We start from the raw sequence: 18,706 nt of genomic DNA, 5'->3' as shown, positions 1-18,706 counted from the left end.
TTATGAGTATTCAACCAAGTAAAAAACTAAAATATGAAAGACCAAATATAGTAAGAGTGTCCAATTATCTCACATCAAAGGCCGGGCCTGCGATTGCTGCTGATCTAGAATTTAACGATGTTATTTCTGGAATTAGTGTTGAAGAACTGAGTGAAAAATATGGTTCACCTTTATTTGTTTTTTGTGAAAAAACAATCCGCGATACTTATAGAAGGGCCCATAAGGCCTTTTGTGAAAATTATGAAAATGTACAATTTGCATGGAGTTATAAAACAAATTATCTCAAAGGAATTTGCGCCATTTTTCATCAAGAAGGTGCGATTGCGGAAGTCGTAAGTGATTTCGAGTATGAAAAAGCAAGAGCTCTAGGAGTACCAGGAAATAGAATTATTTATAATGGTCCTTTAAAATCAGTAGATAGTCTAAAAAGAGCAATAAGGGAGAGGGCCTATATTCATATAGATAATTTCGATGAAATGACAATGATTGAAGAAATTGCCAGAAAAGAAAAAATAATTGTCCCTGTGGCGATTAGACTTAATTTTCATATTTTGGGTGCGACTCAATGGAGCCGGTTTGGATTCAATTTAGAAACAGGACAAGCACTAGAGGCGGCCAGGAAAATTATTTCATCAGATCATTTGGAACTCACAGGGATTCATGCGCATATTGGGACATTTATGATGGATCCGACGAGCTATGAACAATCCGCAGAGAAATTGATAGATTTTTATTTAATGATTCAAAACAAATTTGGAGTAAGACTCCACTATATTGATATGGGTGGCGGAATACCATCAAAAAATAATTTAAGAGGAGTATACCAACCTGCAGAAATTGCGATAAAGAATATTGAAGAATATGCCAGTTGTATAACTAAAAAGTTCAAAATATTTGAAAACTCTGAACATAGGCCAAAACTAATACTTGAAACGGGTAGGCATTTAATTGATGAGGCCGGATTTTTGATTACACAAGTATCAAATAGCAAACTATTGCCTACAGGTAAACGTTCTTATGTTTTAGATGCAGGAGTTAACTTATTGTATACGAATGCCTGGTATAATTTTAAATTTCAAATTAATAAAAAATTAGAAGGTATAGCAGAGCCAGCAATCTTTAATGGGCCTTTGTGTATGAATATAGACATTTTAAAGGATGGTTTTTCTACTCCTTATATCCCTGTTGGTACTCATATAACCTTGCATCCTGTGGGGGCCTATAATATTACTCAGTCAATGCAGTTTATCCGTTATAGACCTGCAGTGGTCTTAATAAAAGAAAATGGAGAGACTTGCTTATTAAAAAGAGCTGAAAATTTGGAAAGTATAGAATTCGATGAACTTTTACCAGATGAGTTAAAATTCGAGCTATAGATGAGTACTTCTAAGTTTAAACAACTATTTAATTTAACAAATATCTATTCAGATATCTTTTTAATAAGAAACCGAATCCTAGGTATTGTTGTTTTTCTTTCAACATTTGTGTCTTTAAACATTGCAGCTAATGGGTTGATTTCGATTATTGGTATCTATCTGTTTACTTACTTTTTAAATGCAAAGAAATTAGATATACTTGAAGATTCTCTGCTTTTGTATAACCCACTTCTTGTGGGCCTATCAATTGGTGCTCTTTTTAAATTAGATTTAACAATATTATTTTTAAATCTTTGTTGTTCACTATTAACCTACGCTTTGACACTATTTCTGAGAAATATATTCTCAAAATATGAATTGCCTGTTTTATCTTTTCCATTTTCGGTTGTAAGTATGGCCATATATGGGGCCTCTCATGATTATAGTAATCTTTTTGAAATCATTGATTATCAAACGAACTTCATAAATGTTGATATTTCATTTTTACCCGTATTTATGACAAATTATTTAAAATCCCTGGGGGCCATTATTTTTTATCCAAATGTGGTTGTGGGATTTGTAATCTTTTTATCTATTCTCATGATATCCAGACAGGTGATCTTTCTCTCAATGTTGGGCCATTTTTTTGGAAATATTTTCGAACATGGACTTTCTGGTGGCCCTCTTGGAGGAGAATATATAACTTATTCGTTCAATTATATACTCGTCGCAATGGCCATGGGAGGAGTTTTCTTAGTCCCATCACGTAAAACACTTATCTTCGTTCCCTTTTCTATAGGGCTAAGTGTTTTTTTGGCCACTAGTTTTAATGTGCTCTTGAGACCCTTAAATATTCCGGTATTCGCCCTACCGTTCAATCTTTGTGTTATCGTTTTGGTTTTTTTATTAAAACAGCTTAAATATAGTGAAATCGTTAAAATATTTGGAAAAACGCCCGAGGAAAATTTTCATTTTAAATGTTCAGGTGAACTCAATACAACAGAACTTCCTTGTATTAGTTTACCATTTAGAGGTCGCTGGAATACCTATCAATCCTTCAATGATATATGGACACATCAAGGTCGATGGCAACATGCACTTGATTTTAACATTTTAATAGACAATAAATCATTCACAGGCAAAGGATCAAGAGTTGAGGATTATTTTGCTTTTGGCCAAGAAATTTATTCACCAATAAATGGTTATGTTGTTGCCTTTCAAAATGAAATAAATGACAACAATATTGGAGAAGTTAACCATAAGGATAATTGGGGAAATTATATCATCCTCCGTTCAGTGTATGGCCTATATATATTAATTGCTCATTTGCAAAAAACAAGTGTCACAAAAAAAATCGGTGATTATGTTACAGTTAATGATATCTTGGGAAAGTGCGGAAATAGTGGTTATAGTCCTGAGCCACATATCCATTTACAAGCACAATGGAGTGGTTTTTTAGGAGATGATACAACAGAATTTGTAATTGATAAATATGTCGAGAACAATACGATACATAGATATTCAATTCCTCAAAAAAATGCACTGATTTCAACTTACGAAGGTGAACAGCTAAATTTATCCAACTCTAATTATGTTTTAGGTCAAAAAATAACTTTTCAAGTACAAGGAAGTAAAATATTTCAAGGTCAACTCATAGTAAAAATGTGTAAAAAAACTGGTGTGTTCTATTTTGAAGATCAATTTGAAAATAAACTTTTTTTTAGTAAAGATAACGACTTTATTTATTTCTACAACTTTGAAGGGAAAGAAGATAGTGTTCTTAAGTATCTTTCACTTTCAAGCCCTCTTGTACCCACTAAGTTCTATAAAGGGTTAAGTTGGACATTTGTTATCGCACCGAAAGACCAATACTTAGGACTTTTGAAAGTTCTTAAGGATATTATTTTACCTTATAGCTCATTTCGTTCAAAGTATATCGCAAAATGGGAATTTGACAACAGTACATTTTCTTTCAAAGGCTATACTTTTAAAAATGGAAAGCAAGTTCCAGTAAAGGTCGAGCTTGATCAATTCATTGGGTTCAAAAATATATTTTTCGATGGTATAAAAATACAATTTAATTTTTCGGATGAGAGTAGGAAATGAAGTTAATATTAATCCTATCTTTCATTTTTTATTCAAACGAACTTTTTTGCTCAAAAATAGATATTCTCATTCGCAGAGTACAAGTCTCACCTTATAACGCTCAAGATATATTTAATCTAGCTTATGAATTTCAAAAAATGAAAAAATATTCACAGGCCATAAAAGTATATAATTCAAAAACTTTACAAAAAAGTGAAATGAGACATTTAGCAAGTTATAATAAAGCGATTTGTTTTTACAATGCAGGGAGAAGGTCTTTGGCCTATAAACAATTCGTAAAAAATCTTAATGAAAATCCACCTAAATATATTAAACAGGCCACTGTAAGAGTGATGAATTCTAAATGGCCTATGATTTCATATCGTCAATCAACTAAAATTGAGAGATCTACTGACGTAAAAGAGGTGATGTATACATTTATTTCACCATACTATTCATCAATCGATTATAATGGACAAACAACTAAACAAAATGCACAAGTAAAAGGTATTTATGGAAGTTTCTTTAAAGGAAATCATTTCTTAGAATTAATAGTTGATTCAACTGAAATTTCATATAAAGATAATTCTCTCCTTGAAGATATTACTCAAAAAAATATGGCCATCTCATATTCATATTTTTCAAATTATAAACATCAATTTAAAATCGGTGGGCATTATATCAACTCAAGTGATAACTTAACAGATGAGGGTATTGCTGTTTTTTCCGAGTATAACCATTTCTATGCATCTTTACTAACGTTAAGGATGTTTGCTCAATACACATATTATAAAAATTATTCAGTACTTCCTGTTCGTGTCTACCAATTTACTCCCTCCATTAAACAATCATTAAGCATTATAGACCTTTCAGCTGATGTAACTTTAATTAATATCAATCAATCTGAAAATACGAGTGGTTCACAGAATCTAATAAGTTATGAAATGCAGGCGACTTTTAAATTAGAAAGCTTAAAACCTTACGTTTCCTATTGGTCTGGAGAGAGAAAATTTGCCAGTGATAATGGAGGACTTGTTATTTATAATTCGAGTGATAAGTACACAGAAGGACTCAAAATGGGCGTAAATTTACAATTAAGTAAATCAGTATTCACAGATATTTCATATACAAAGAGCACTTTTCAAGTTTTAGGAGAAAATGATGAATCTACTAGTAAGACTCTCTCCCTTAGTATTGGGTTTAGTTTTTAATTTTAGTCTTTTTTCAGTAGAGTTTCAAAAAATTGAGACTCAAGCAATGACAGATTCCTATCAGCTAGAAAAAAAGGGAAATTTTAAGGCATCAATTAATTCTTTAATGTCGTTATATCTCATGAGGCCTACAGAGTATTTTTTAAATTTAAGATTGGGTTGGCTCTATTATCAGAGTCAGAAATATAAAAATGCACTCTATCATTATTCTTTAGCTCAAAAAAGTGAGAAAAGCTCAATTAATGCTGTATTAGGAATGTCTTACTCACATGAGCAACTAGGCGAGATTGATGAGTCTATTGCAGTATTACTTAATTTTAATAGTCAAAATCCTTTCAATCTGGAACTTAATATAAGACTGGCCTCGCTTTTTTTGGGGATCAGTCAATATACAAGTGCGCTCGCTGTTTATGAACAAATTTTACGTTTTTATCCAGAGAATACATCCATTTTAGTAAAAAAAGCAGTTGTGCTTTCTAAATTGAAAAAGATAAAAAACAGTAAAGAAGTTTTTTATAAGATCTTGCAAATAGATCCTTCCAATACGACGGCCTTAAAGTACATGAATACAGATAGGAGTTTAGCTTTTAATCGTAATAACTAATTTTGCTCCTACAACGACATCCTTTTCATAACTATTTCTGATGAATATATGTCCACCATGAAGTTCAGAGATTTTTGCCATAATGACTGATCCAAGCCCAATGGAAATTCTACCCTTGTCGAATTCATCAAATTTTCGGGAATACTTTTTATGTCCAAAGGAGCTGACTTCTTCTTCATTTATTCCTGGCCCATCATCTTCAATATATAAAGAGATAAAATTTTGATTTTGATCTTCTATCCCAATCTTAACTTTAGATGCTGCAAATGAAATTGCATTTGTAATACCATTTCTTAATAACCTTTTAAGAAGGTGACGATCTCCACGTACATTTAATTGGTTTGGTAAGTCTAACTCAACTTTAATCTCTTCAAAGGATAAAGTATTTACTTCTTCAGATAGAAGTTCATTCAATGAAGTTGAACAAAATGAATTTTTATACTTTGGATCATTTACTCCGGAAAGAAAGAGTAAATCTTCCACAAGTCTATTAAAATAACCGGTTTCTTTAAGAGACAAATTTAAAAATTCTTCAATTTTTTGTTGTGGTAGAATTTTAAATTTATCAACCAAGGTTTCTAAAAAGGATCGCAATGATGCAATCGGTGTTCTTAGATCATGTGCCAACTCTTGCAATAATAATCTTCTTGAGGCCTCGGTTTCTTTTACTTTTTCAACCAGGGACTCGATTTCATCGGCCATTTCATTAAATTTGAGCATCATTTTCCCAACTTCGTCTGATTTAGAAGTTTTAAATCGAGCTTTTAAATCCCCAGAGTGAAGTAGAGTTAAAACATTGTCTGCTTCTTTTGCTTTTTTTCTAAAAAGATATAACACATGGATAAATGACAATATAATACTTATTAAAACGCAAATGATTATAGGAAAAATATATTTAAAGGGCCCATTTGGTCCTCTATCCTCAGGAGGCGGGGGCCCCATTGGTCTATCTTCTCTTGCAAAATGATTTCTTGGAGGGGGAGGGGGACCTCTATGATGCATTGGAGGGCCAAAACGGGCCATTAAATAATAATCTGAACTAATTTTTATAATATATTGCCTTGGCCTATTTGAAAAAACTTCAGCTTTATAGAGTTTATTTGGTAATTTGACAGACTGTAGGTCGCCTTCAATCTTTGCACCTTTATAAGGGAAGATCACTTTTTTTTGTTGTGTGAAAAGAAATTTTTCAAAAGGGATATCTTCTATCTTTAAAAAAGCTATTTGATGAATTGATTCAGCGTAACTAATGTTATTGTTTAGTTTCACTTGATTCAGAGTTCTCACAAAGCTCTGTACTGAGTTTTTAAACTTTTGCTCTTGTTGATATTCTTGAAAATAATCGAAACCAAGAAATACTAAAAGAGAAAGAACCAGAGTTATTCCTCCAGTGAAGACAAACACTCGAAAGAGTAGAAATTGTTCAAGCAGCTTTTTCAAGTCTGTATCCTACGCCATAAACTGAATTAAGTTCAATACTTGAAATATTACATTTTTTTAGATTCTTTCGAATTTGACTAATATGAGAGTCAATTGTTCGGTCGACGATTTCGCTATCTTTATCAAGATAATTTATAAGGGACTCACGCGTGATAACTTTCTCACTATTGGCCATTATGAAATACAGGACATCAATTTGCCTTCGAGGAAATGAAATTTCCTCACCTCTGTAAAAGACTTTTCTTTTTTCTAAGTCAACTTTCAAACCTTGATACTCAACTTGGGTAGGATTTGTATCAGTCACCTTTAAAGTGGCATTGATTCTTGCAATGAGTTCCTTGTTTCCAAATGGTTTTCGAATATAATCGTTTGCTCCTATTTCTAAAGCTTTAACGACAGAGTCTTCATCTACAACCGCTGTGAGCATAATGATAGGTAAGTGAGGAAATTTTTCTTTTACCTCACCACAGAAATCAATACCATTTCCATCTGGTAAACCCACATCAAGTAGGGCCAGATCAAAAGTTTTCTGTGACAAATATCCACGTCCTTGTTCTAGATTGATGGCCCATATAATATTGTTTCCTTCTAATTCAAGTGCTGTAAAAATTGCTTTACCTAAAATCGGATCATCTTCGACTAAGAGTAGGTTTTTCATGAGAATTTCCTTTTTCTATTCTTTTTAAGATTAACTTCCGTTTTAACTTGGCACAAGGGCGAATAATTAGGATAACAACCGATAGAAATACTAAGATAAGTAATAATTTAATTATAAAAAGGTTCGAAAGTTGATAATGTTTATTTCGTGGCAACAAATTTTTGATTTAAAAAAGTTACGAATGATTTCCAGGATTGTTCATCGGCAACTTTCTGATAATTTTTTCCACCGTAAACAGTAAATGCATGATCTGCCCCTGGATAAAGATAAAATTGATTTATAATCTTATTTTTCTCTAATTCCTTTTTCAGATTTGTGTATTCTTCCATCGAAACGACTTTATCTGCTTGCCCATGGTAGACAATAACTTCACCTTTTGTATGCGAATAATCCTGGCCAGGAGGAGTACTTAATCCTCCATGAAAGGTAATATGTGCAAGTAAGTTTACTCCGGATCTGGCCCATTCTAAGACAGCAGCGCCACCAAAACAATATCCTATAGAAAGTGCTTTTTTAGTATTGAGTCCCAATTCATTTGCTTTGCTTAGTGCAGCATTCATTATTGAGCGCATTTTATTTCTGTCTTTATAGAGTTCTGCCGTATGTTGTTTTTTGTCTTCAAGTTTAGTTGGACGTATACCTTTCCCAAAAAGATCTATGGCAAAAACTGAGTATCCAAGGTTCTTAAGCATTTGTGACCTTTTGATCTCATAATCAGTAAGGCCATCCCAATCGTGAATGATAAAAATGGTTGGAGAATTTTTACCAGCATTTAGGTAGTAACCTTCATAATCAATTCCCGAATCTTTATAGGTTACACTTTGTGAATAAACAGAAAAAGAGATAAAAAGTAAGATAAAATAATTCATATATATCCTTATATTTTTTGATTATATTGTAGTGCTGTAAAATAAAATCCACAATATATAAAAGAAAAATTATTAATTACTGAGGAGCAAGGTAAAGATTTTTTCGTTTCTCAACAGCTTGATCAAGTTGATCAAGATAGTTATCATATTCATTTAACCATTTTAGACCAATATGAAGTTCTTGTTCTATAGTTTGTAAATCAACCTGCTTATTTGCCTCAAAATTTTTCAGATCAATTTGAGTGGAACTGGCATTGAGATTTGTGGGATCTAATAATATATTGGGATCTTCAATTCTCTGCTTCTCTATTTTTCTTAGTAATATAATATACTCTTCAAGCGCATAATTTAAAAAATATCGAGAAATGTATAAATAGACTTCGATTTTAAAAATTAATATTTTTCTATTCAAAATTGTACTTCTAGACAAGTCATCAAATAAGTGAAGATGATACAAGGCATTTTTTATATATGCCCCAATTTCTTCAATGAAATATCCATTCATTTGATTTTGATAGAGCTTAAGATTTTTTTCAGACTGAATTACAACTCTATTAAAATGTTCTTTCCTTAAGTCTTCGATTGCCTGCTTCGCTGATATGACATCTTCAAATTTAGGCGCAATTTCTGATTTTATATCATTTTTTAAATTTAATAAGTTTTTTATTTTCTCTTGAATATTTAAATCATTCCTAGATAAAGCATTTGAGATCAAATTAATTGAACTAGAAGTAAAATTCTCAATCAATTCATCAAGGGATTCTATAAAACGATTTGCTTCAATATGTAATTTCATCTTATTTCTAAACTCATTAAGAAAGACTGTAGACGGACTCAAAACGATTCGGTGCTTTGGCCAAACTCCTCTTGGTCCCTTATGTATTTGATAGTCTTTATTTGAATTTAATTTTCTTACTTGTTCTTGCTGAAGATGAAAAATTTCATGTGCTGGTATTTCAGATTCCCCATGTATTCCAGTCAGTGGATTGTAGAGAATTGTGTTCGTTTCTTGGTTATAAAAACCAACCGATAGAGGTATATTCATTTTAACTTTTTGTTTAGATGAAGATTGTTGCTTTTGTAGTGCATTTGAAATTTTGCTTAATGGATGTTTTGACTTCTCTAATGGTAAAATATTCATTTCATAATTGCTGTCCATATCATCAAGTTTTAATCCTGTACTCATTTCAAGATATTTTCTCACCAAAATTGAATATAGGTTTCTGATATTTTCAACATTGTCATAGATGTGATCGTTGTCTAATAGAGAAGTTTCTAAATATAAATTTTCAATTGTAAAATCAGCAAGTGCTAGTGAATAAACACCGCCCATGCTTAAGATCGTTTGACTCAAATTGAAAAGTTTCCTAAATTTTTTTAATACACCTTTTTGATTTTGAGGAACAGAACCATGGAAGCTCATCAAATATTCATTTCCTAATAAGTTTTGAGGAGGAAGGAGATCTTTTGAGAATTTCCAACTTGCTTTATCTTTTTCACTAAGCGGTAAGAAAAAATCTATACAATTCTCAATTTGGGGAATGGCCCAAATTGATGGGACATAAAAAAATAAAATCATCGAAATAAATAATGTTTTCATAAAATCAATTCTTTTTATTCATTTAATTTTATAACAAATTATGAGCGCACGAAAGAATGCTTGAATTTTTTATATTATTCGAAAAAAATTGATAAAATATCAGACAGCAAATGGCCTCTCTAACAAAAAAGTTGAAATTATTGAAATTTTAGAATGTCATGAATTTAAAGTTATTTATTAATATTATGTAACTATTTGGTATGTCGAATTTTATGAGAAACTTTTTGGGTTGCTCTTATGAGAAATTCTCTAAATTTTCTTAGATATTGTATAAACCAATCAATAATATCAATTGCAGGATTCAGAATCGTAGGTTTAATTGCCACTAAAATACTCGAGGCCAAAATCAGACCTGATAAAAGCAGATGACCTTGGTTAAGTTGCAAGACTCCATAGGAGAGAGATTCAATGACTGGACTATGTGGAGAAGCTGCCTGAGCTAAGAAGAGTGCATCAAGTGCAAGGAAAGGCAGAGCTATGATATTTGAATATGCCCTGGCCTTCAAAGTTCGCTCCTCACCCTGTTGGAGGGTTACCCACTTTCTAATCCCTTTTGTCATTGAAATATAATAAAAGAGAGTTTGAAGTGTAAAAGTAAGACCTTGAGTCGCTGCAAAGGTTGCTATTTCAGAGGGCAATTGCTGAAGGAGGCCACTTAAACCAAATTCAGTATAAAAATTTGAAATTGCACTAGCATTTTGAAAGATATTGTAGTTTGCAATAAAGGCCAGACCAATAAGGGATTGCTTTGTAAAACCTTCAATATTACTTTGAGAACGTTCTAGCCAGTTTTGGGTACTTCTTTGATATATTGTCAAAAATGAGAGAAATCCAACGTGTCCTACAAGCGTTAGGGCCGCATCGAAAGGATTGTTATTTTCAACCAACCACTTAATTGAGGCCATTTCAATGAGCGCATTTGTGGTTAATCCCGTGGAGACTTCACCCTTTGTCGGTTTTTGATAATCGCGCTCTATACTAGGAGCAAAATATTTGATTCTCTCCCAAGAGTATTTGGAGAAGTCGTTAAGTAAATTGAGTAGAACTTTGGGATCAACTTGTGAAATCGTGTCTCTTATTTTCGCTAATTCCTCGTTGAGTTTGTTAAAATTTTCCATTTGCAGTTCTGGTATAGTGAGTAATTTGTAGTGAGGTAGATTTGAATCTATTCCTTCTTCTTCTAAAATTTGTTTATATTCTTCCAATCTGGATTGAGCGTGTCCCATATTCACGCCAGTAATATATATTGTTGCATTTTCAAAAAGGGAAACTTGTCCTTTTTCTCTTATTTCTCTAATACTGGACCTAAGTAATTGAATATTATCCTTATGGAGTTGAATACCTACCGAATCTGTAGGGGAGCTTTCTTTAGGAATTAAATATGATGCACATTGCGTAATATTTTGACGAATATTGATACGTTTATCTGAATCTATTTCAACAGCTAAAAGTTTGATTGAAACTAAAAGAAAGGTGATAAAAGTATTAAAAATTTGCATAGAGTAATCCTTACATAGAAAGTCTATTTACATGATAATGAAGACTATTTAAAGTAATTGCGACTTAAAATTTTAGTTTGAGTCAAAAAACCAATAAAAGGAATAGTATGCATTTATCTAAGATTTTTATTTTATTCATATTTCTTCTTCCATCATGTTCTTCTACCAGAAAATTTACACCTGTTTTTTCTGATGACGCGGTTGAAAGACCCGTTTTGACAGACAAAATAAAGTTTTTTCTGAATGATGAAAGGAAAAATCAAGAAAATCAAGAACAGCTTTTTACAGGAATACGATTATCTCTCAACTTAAAATACAAACAGTCATTACAATGGGTTGAAGCAGAGGATATACCAGAAAAGGGACTATATATTCAGATGAATATAAAGGAGTTTGATGGTACTCAGAAAAATATGTATTGGAATGGATTAGTACTTATTGAAATCTTATCTGTAGATAAAAGAAATCCTGAAAAAGTAAAAGAGTCTACCCAGAAGTTTGAATCAAGTCATAAAAAATTTAACTTTGCAGGTGAAGAGACTCAATTTGAAGTTCTTGAAAAATCTTGGGGGCAAGTATCTGACGATATACTAAAATATCTTGATAGCGTTATTTTTGGCGAAAAAGCTATAAAGAGCAATAAGTGATTAAGATTTTAATATTCTTATTTTGTTTCACTATAAGTACTTTTGCTTGCCAAGAGAATTTTGAATCCAAACTTGATTATGACTATGAAATGTACCGAGATGGCCCAGTTTTAAAAGTTAAAAATAAAGGAGTCGTTAAAAAAATTGAAGAAGTAAAAAAAATTGTTCTTGGAAGTTATAATATATTTAATTTCAATGAATATTTAGGACTTACGGAAGAGGGGCGCTTAGAGGGAGAGTACAATTTTATAAATATGAAAAAAGAAGAATCACAAAGAGTTGAAATGGCCAATGCGATTATATCTACAGAAATGGACATAATTTGTTTTCAGGAAATTGAAAGTTTAAGTGCCATTAAAAAATTTAACGAACAGTATTTAAATAGTTCATATTTCCCACTTGTTATTTTGGGTAACGATTCAAGGGGGATTCAAATAGGTTTTTTGATAAAAAAAGATTTACCATTTAACTATGAACTTCATAGTCATAGAGATACCAAACATTTTCATCCCACTCGAAAAATGAAAACGACATTTTCCAGAGACCTACCTACTCTTTTAGTTAAAGATCAAAATAGTAACAAAGTTTATATGGCCATTTTAGGAACACATTTTAAATCGAAAAGGTCACAAAAATCTGATCCTCTTTCACAAAAATTAAGGGCCAAACAAGCTCAAACAACTGTCGCAATCGAAAAAAAGTTTTTCAGGCAATATAAGAATATTCCGATATTTGTAATGGGGGATTTTAACAATGATGTAATGTCTTCCCGGGAGTTTGATGTTTTTCGACATGAAGGTTTCATTGATAGTTTCGATATATTTTTTGATGTTAATGTCCATGATCGTGTTACTCATACATTTCATTCCAGAAAAGGAACAAGTTTTCAGCAATTAGATGCGATATATTTAAATAGAACTGCAGTAAGTAAGGATATACTTCTAGATTCAGGAATTTATAGATATAAGGATATCAATGGAACAGTAAAACCTATTCCATCAAATTTTGATGAGCGTAATTTAAATCCATCTGATCATTTTCCAATTTATGTGACAATAGATATGAATAAAGTTTTAAATTTATAAAAATACAACCTTATCGTAGCTGCATTTTTTCAGATGATATTTCACGTCCTGAATCTAGGTTTACAGAATTCGATTCAGCGATACCTCTTAACTTCGCCATCACTGTTCCTGCATAGGTTGCAACAATTGCGCAAAACTTTCCATTTCGGGCAGTTTTAGTATGATAATACCCTGGTCTATTTGAATCTTGATCGACAATCAATTCTACACTCAAATCACCGATGACAGGACCTTGTACATATCCACACACTTCTGCTGACAAATTTTGAATATTATTCGAGATTCGGCCGAAAGATGTTAATTTAATAGAAAAATTTTCACTTGCCATTGAATGAAAACAAAAAGTTAAGAACATAACCGGCAAAAATTTTTTCATAAGCTCTCCATGCAAATTCATTATTTATGAATATATATTTTCATTGAAAAAGTTTAACGTCAAATGATTACGGATAATACGGTGTGTTGTTATAAGCCTAAAGATTCTTCTGTATAGAAAAGTTGATAATTCTTTGTCTCATTTCAACTTCAGTTTGGTTAGTTGGCATAATCCAACCATTAAATATGCTAGATTCATGTAAGCGTTGCATTTTTTGAAAATCTTTCAAAAGATATAATGTTCCAATATCAGAAATAGAAGGTATTTGGATATTTTGCTGATAAAGAGGGTAGAGAAATTGAGCAATTAACCTACGTATGGTGTTTGATTTTTTACCATGAGTATCGGATATTTCAAGTAAACCAAGAATATTTCCGGAGTTAAAACCTTGTTGGTGAATGTCTCTTTGGTAAAATTTAATAAGCTTTAGTTCAATCTGAGTGACTCTTTCTTTGAAATGTTTTGCTGATAAATTATTTAAAAATACATTGTTTATACTGTGTGAAATATGTCTTAATTCATCATAATCGTTCTGTGTTGGATTTATAATTTTACCTAACCAATGATCAAAAAATTTATTATCTAGAAAAAACTTTAAAGAAATCATCGACCAATATTCTGGAGAATGCTTGTTGAATTCAAATATTCTATCCATTCTCTGATTTCTAGAATCTTCTAGTAATTTTGTTTTAAATTTTACAGAATTAGATAAAAGCGCGTCTGCTAAATCTAAAAACATTATATATGTTTTTTTGATATAAATATTATACTTGTCTAGGCCTAAAATTTCTTCAGCGTAGAATATGAAGTGACCTATAATTTGAACAAGTAGTGTATTTTTTCTCTCTCCAACAGATAAAAGTAGTTTTATTACTAATTCTGTCCATTTTTCCAAGTCTTCAATTGTCAAAATATTTTTTTTCTCAAAACTTAACAATAATAAAAGTGAAATATGTTCAACGTTTTCAACTGAAAATTTAGAAAGTAGGGTATCCGAAATATAGTTTGAGTTATACTGTGGATTGAACTCTGGGTACTTGCTATAAAAATCATTCATGGAATTAATTTTTCTCTCTCCAAAGTGACGTTGGCAATCTGGATACTCAACTCCGTCATATCCATACATTTGGGAATGAGAAAGTAAAATAATCAGTAAAAATTGAGTTAACTTGAATATTGATTTCATCGTGTGTTCTTATATCAGTTCTATAAAAGTATCAACCTATATGTATATTCTAAATATCTTATCAAAAAGTTGAATTTTTTCATTTATGTTTTTAAATAGTTATATCGTTTCCAATGATAACAATCCTTGAACTTAAATAAATATTTTGGAGAGTACAAGGAAAACTCAATGATTTTAATGAGCTAGATGACTTTTTGCCTTCTAACCCAAAGTGACATAATTGCTCATCATTCACAACTTCACTTACTTCATTTCCACTAAAAATTGGCATAAACCTTCAGAAGTATAGGATATATTTCTTCGTATTTTAAATCACTTAGATATTAAATTTAATGGTTTATAAATTCATACTACAATTTGATAATATGAAAACTCTCTTCCCAATATTTCTAATTCTATTGCTGATCTCATGTGGTAAATCAAAGATTAATATCAATTTAAAAAAACTTGATATCAGCAATAAGGCCTCAAACGTTCAAATTTCTTCATTGGTAGAGTCTTCAATCTTTCAGGGCCTTGGTGGAGAGGCCAAAGATATTTTAACTCATGGAAATTACGCCTATTTGGCCAAGGGAATAAGAGGTGTTGAAATATTCGATATTTCAATTATCACTTCACCGGTTTTAGTTTCAAGATATCAAACTCCAGATACATGTTATTCGCTGTCTATTTCTAGCGATGCGAACACTCTTTATCTCGCAACTGGTTTTTCAGGAGTAGTAATATTAGATGTTTCTAATCCAGATTCTCCTAGTTATCTAGGTCGTTATGATACCCCCGGACAAGTACAAGATGTGGAGTTAACACCCTCAGGTACCTCATTACTGGTTGTTGATTATTATAGTGGCATTCATTTATTAGATATAACTAACCCATCAGCTCCTTCCCTTTTAAGTTCATATGACTCACCTGGAACAGCATTAGGAGTAGAAGTTTCTGCTGATGGAAACTTTGCCTACTTGGCCGATTACAACCAGGTTATCATCATGGATATTTCTAATCCATTGTCTATAGCTCCAATTGGATTATTTTCAAATTCAGTTTTTATATATAGTGTAAAAGTTTCTGCAGATCAAAATTATTTGTATCTTGCTAATTACAGTTTAGGAGTAACTATCTTAGATATATCTAATCCTTCTTCTCCATTACAAGTTGGAACATACGATACACCAGGACTTACATATGATATTGCTCCATTTAATAACGATAACAAGTTAATTGTTTCTGATTCATCAGGCGGCATACGTATTCTAGATATTTCAAATAAAGCATCTCCTTCATCAGATTCTGTGTTGAGTTTGTTATACTATTTGAGAAAACTATTTATTGTTGATAATCAATACGTTTTTGCAATGGATATCAATTATGGAGTGAGATTGTATGATTATTCATCAAATATTTCACCTACAGAGGAAGGGACAATTCCGACTACATTAAATGCAACAAATATTACAACCACAAAAGATAATAAATACGCTTTTGTATCAGATATGTACTCTGGTTTAGCTATTTTTGATTTAAAAGCGGAAACTGCTCCCAAGGCCATTTCAAAGATGATTTTTTCTGGTTCAGCTTGGATTACGGAAGGAGTTTTATCAGCAGATGAAAATTACCTCTTTTTAGCATCATATGGCGAGGGCCTTAAAATTATTGATGTATCCAGCCCTTCATCTCCTGCTTTAGTAGGATCTTTAGATACAAGTGGGGCATCTTGGGGAGTTACATTATCAGCAGATGAGAAGTATGCCTATATGAGTGATGGGAATAATGGAATTGTAGTTATAGATGTCTCGAATGTTTCTAACCCAGTTTATATTACAGCATTGTCCTTTGGAGGTAGTGGAACTGCGAGAAAATCAATTATTTCTTCAGATAATAAAACTCTTTTTGTTGCAGGTGGACTTAGTGGTTTAGTTATCCTTGATATTTCCACTCCATCATCTCCATCAATTTTAGGTTCATATAATACTTCTATAAATGCCTATGACTTAGCTTTAACATCTAATGAACAAATTGCATTTGTTGCAGATGAAAATGGTTTTTTAAAAATATTAGACATTTCTAATAAGAGTTTACCTGGATTTATAAATTCATACGCGACAGCTGGAAATGCTTATGATGTTCAATATCTTGAAAGCAAAAAAGTAATTTTCGTTTCCGACTCTAGTAAAGGACTTAGCGCCTTGGATGCGACAAATCCTCTATCTCTAAATTTATTGGACACTTTTACAACAGATCGCACTTGTACAGGTTTACACTTGAGAGAAGATTATAATCTCATCTACATGGCCGTTTCATCAGAGGGAGTAAAAGTAGTCAATATACAAAATCTCTCTGATTTAAAAGATAGTCTATAATAAATAAGTCCCTCAAAATGTATCTTATTAGTATCTAAGTATGTTTTTTCCTTCTTATTTTGCAGCAATTTCAGCAAGCATTTTTATATTCAATTATTTTCAAAGCATTTATTAAAGTTTCCATATTTTTTCTTATCCAAATTCCGCTCACTCCTCTTGCACTTTAGATCGAAAGTCCCTACGCCTTTAGTTCATTAGATGCCCTCATCTGACCACATGTCAATTTAACAACCTATAGAGATTTGCAAGAGGTCATCAACTACCTAAATGAATCTGAATACTATTTTCAATAACCGCTTTATTCAATTGATGTGAATAAAATCCATCATGGCGAAAGGAAAATACATTCAAAAGCAATCATGATCTATCAACATCTGTTCTTCAGAGCAGATTGGATGCTTTTCTGGGGGCATTAAAAAATCAGGTTTTGGAATAGGTGGATATGAGTATGCTATCAGAGATATGGAGTTGGAAAAATTGGTTGTTACTAAACAAAATTATATAAAAACAAGATCCTATTTAAATTAACGCCTTGCTTTTTATTCTGTGTTCAGCTACTAAGTTTGAATGATTAAAACACTTATTTTTTATCTATTTTGTGTTCAAAGCTCTTTTGCAGCTAGTTTTCTAACAACTAAGACTGATGTTTGTCAGTCTCTCATGGCAACTCTTGTAGAGTTTCATAAGAATCCTCTCAACAAGAAAAAAACAAATCAGGCCTTAAAATTTCTTAGTGAATTTAAAGATTTTTATATTTTCAATAAATACTATGACAAACCCTTAGTCGAACCATCGTTAAAAAATGTAAAGGCCTTTCAAAACTCATCAGCAAAAAAATATGTAAAAGTAGCAAAAAGAATTCAAGGTCTACTGAAAATACATGAAATGAAAATTCAAACTAATGTAGTAGACGATATGGCCAACCAAGATGATCTTCAATTTATTGGTGTGACTTTGCAAGGTGCAGAAATTGATGAATTTTTCAATGGAGTAGAAGAGAATATTAAATATCTTAAATCGACTAATGAATATCCTGGATTATATTCCACAATGAATTTACTTAACTTTGTTTTGGTAAATAAACTTTATGAAAAAATGATTTCCGGTCAGCTTTCAGAATTTGAAATCCTGACAACACCGATACTATTTGTTGGAATGCAACTGATTTTTCAAGCATGGGCCTATCCAAAAGAACTCATCTTTTTGACCGATAAAAAATATCATTCATTCATAAAGAAGATTAAAAAGAAGCATTTGAGCGCACGTCCAGGAGATTGGTTCTATCAATCTTTTGATATGAAATTGAACTCGAGAGCTGTCCATGAAATCCTTGAAAAAGGTAGAGTTAATCATGTTTTTGTTCCTTTACTCAACTTATTTAATAAAAGTTCTTATTTTTCAAATTCACATACTGCAAGTAGATTTCAAGACATCGAAATGATGAAGAAAAAATTAGTTTTGGTTGATATGCTCTACTTGCAAGATGAAGTAGAAGGAGAAGTTGTCTCCACATTGACTTTAATGATGCGGATTCAACGTAAAAAACCAATATTGCCAAAAAGTAGGCCTGTTCATCATGAAAAAAAGAATAGTAATGTAGTTATTCCTGATGGCGATACAATTTCTATATAACACTACTTTGTCATTTTAACCCAAAATACTCCAAAAAAATCACCAATTTCTAAGCCTCTTGCTTTATCGTGCATGACGTTTTGGATTTCAAAAGAAAACATT

The 18,706-nt window shown here is 31.6% G+C and carries 16 protein-coding genes; 8 read left to right on the top strand and 8 right to left on the bottom strand.

Annotated features, from left to right (window positions below; translation table 11 throughout):
- Nucleotides 1–2: 2 nt before the first annotated feature.
- Genes H6622_09365 through H6622_09350 form a run of 4 tightly spaced genes read left to right on the top strand, consistent with a single transcriptional unit; the run spans nt 3 to nt 5,255 of the window.
- Nucleotides 3–1,376 (top strand): alanine racemase, encoded by a 1,374-nt coding sequence (locus H6622_09365; GenBank protein MCB9061717.1) that lies wholly within the window; start codon nt 3–5, stop codon nt 1,374–1,376.
- Nucleotides 1,377–3,461: an urea transporter gene (locus H6622_09360; GenBank protein ID MCB9061716.1), complete on the top strand. Its 2,085-nt coding sequence runs from the start codon at nt 1,377–1,379 to the stop codon at nt 3,459–3,461. It abuts the gene before it with no gap.
- Nucleotides 3,458–4,651: a tetratricopeptide repeat protein gene (locus H6622_09355; protein ID MCB9061715.1), complete on the top strand. Its 1,194-nt coding sequence runs from the start codon at nt 3,458–3,460 to the stop codon at nt 4,649–4,651. The genes H6622_09360 and H6622_09355 overlap by 4 nt, the downstream gene beginning before the upstream one ends.
- Nucleotides 4,602–5,255: a hypothetical protein gene (locus tag H6622_09350; protein MCB9061714.1), complete on the top strand. Its 654-nt coding sequence runs from the start codon at nt 4,602–4,604 to the stop codon at nt 5,253–5,255. Before H6622_09355 ends, H6622_09350 begins: the two co-directional genes overlap by 50 nt.
- Here the strand turns inward: H6622_09350 and H6622_09345 are convergent.
- The 5 genes from H6622_09345 to H6622_09325 form a co-directional block, all read right to left on the bottom strand.
- Nucleotides 5,232–6,695, bottom strand: coding sequence for a HAMP domain-containing histidine kinase (locus H6622_09345; GenBank protein ID MCB9061713.1), 1,464 nt, complete (start codon nt 6,693–6,695; stop codon nt 5,232–5,234). The genes H6622_09350 and H6622_09345 overlap by 24 nt on opposite strands.
- A complete protein-coding gene (locus H6622_09340) occupies nt 6,679–7,353 on the bottom strand; it encodes a response regulator transcription factor (GenBank protein ID MCB9061712.1) in 675 nt (224 codons plus the stop codon). The genes H6622_09345 and H6622_09340 overlap by 17 nt, the downstream gene beginning before the upstream one ends.
- A 140-nt stretch (nt 7,354–7,493) precedes the next feature.
- Entirely contained in the window at nt 7,494–8,222 is a 729-nt protein-coding gene (locus H6622_09335) for a dienelactone hydrolase family protein (GenBank protein ID MCB9061711.1), read from the bottom strand.
- Nucleotides 8,223–8,298: 76 nt separating this feature from the next.
- Nucleotides 8,299–9,822: a hypothetical protein gene (locus tag H6622_09330; protein ID MCB9061710.1), complete on the bottom strand. Its 1,524-nt coding sequence runs from the start codon at nt 9,820–9,822 to the stop codon at nt 8,299–8,301.
- Nucleotides 9,823–10,013: 191 nt separating this feature from the next.
- Nucleotides 10,014–11,321 carry a hypothetical protein gene (locus tag H6622_09325; GenBank protein MCB9061709.1) on the bottom strand — a complete coding sequence of 436 codons (1,308 nt, stop codon included), beginning with the start codon at nt 11,319–11,321 and terminating at the stop codon, nt 10,014–10,016.
- A gap of 107 nt (nt 11,322–11,428) precedes the next feature.
- On the opposite strand from H6622_09325, the gene H6622_09320 reads away from it, so the two are divergent.
- Together H6622_09320 and H6622_09315 are read left to right on the top strand one after the other, a co-directional pair.
- A complete protein-coding gene (locus H6622_09320) occupies nt 11,429–11,968 on the top strand; it encodes a hypothetical protein (GenBank protein MCB9061708.1) in 540 nt (179 codons plus the stop codon).
- A complete protein-coding gene (locus H6622_09315) occupies nt 11,965–13,053 on the top strand; it encodes a hypothetical protein (GenBank protein MCB9061707.1) in 1,089 nt (362 codons plus the stop codon). The genes H6622_09320 and H6622_09315 overlap by 4 nt, the downstream gene beginning before the upstream one ends.
- 10 nt (nt 13,054–13,063) lie before the next feature.
- Here H6622_09315 and H6622_09310 read toward each other — a convergent pair whose 3' ends face one another.
- The 3 genes from H6622_09310 to H6622_09300 all read right to left on the bottom strand — a co-directional run bounded on the left by H6622_09310 (nt 13,064) and on the right by H6622_09300 (nt 14,886).
- Entirely contained in the window at nt 13,064–13,429 is a 366-nt protein-coding gene (locus H6622_09310; protein MCB9061706.1) for a hypothetical protein, read from the bottom strand.
- Nucleotides 13,430–13,526: 97 nt separating this feature from the next.
- Entirely contained in the window at nt 13,527–14,615 is a 1,089-nt protein-coding gene (locus H6622_09305; protein ID MCB9061705.1) for a hypothetical protein, read from the bottom strand.
- A gap of 91 nt (nt 14,616–14,706) precedes the next feature.
- Nucleotides 14,707–14,886 (bottom strand): hypothetical protein, encoded by a 180-nt coding sequence (locus H6622_09300; protein MCB9061704.1) that lies wholly within the window; start codon nt 14,884–14,886, stop codon nt 14,707–14,709.
- A 94-nt stretch (nt 14,887–14,980) separates the two neighbouring features.
- On the opposite strand from H6622_09300, the gene H6622_09295 reads away from it, so the two are divergent.
- Both H6622_09295 and H6622_09290 read left to right on the top strand, forming a co-directional pair.
- Nucleotides 14,981–16,972: a hypothetical protein gene (locus H6622_09295; GenBank protein ID MCB9061703.1), complete on the top strand. Its 1,992-nt coding sequence runs from the start codon at nt 14,981–14,983 to the stop codon at nt 16,970–16,972.
- Nucleotides 16,973–17,539: 567 nt separating this feature from the next.
- On the top strand, nt 17,540–18,604 hold the full coding sequence (locus tag H6622_09290) for a hypothetical protein (GenBank protein MCB9061702.1): 1,065 nt from the start codon (nt 17,540–17,542) through the stop codon (nt 18,602–18,604).
- Nucleotides 18,605–18,706 lie beyond the last annotated feature (102 nt).

The sequence above is a fragment of the Halobacteriovoraceae bacterium genome, from assembly GCA_020635115.1.
Taxonomy (GTDB): domain Bacteria; phylum Bdellovibrionota; class Bacteriovoracia; order Bacteriovoracales; family Bacteriovoracaceae; genus JACKAK01.
This window is presented reverse-complemented; position numbering and strand designations above follow the sequence as displayed.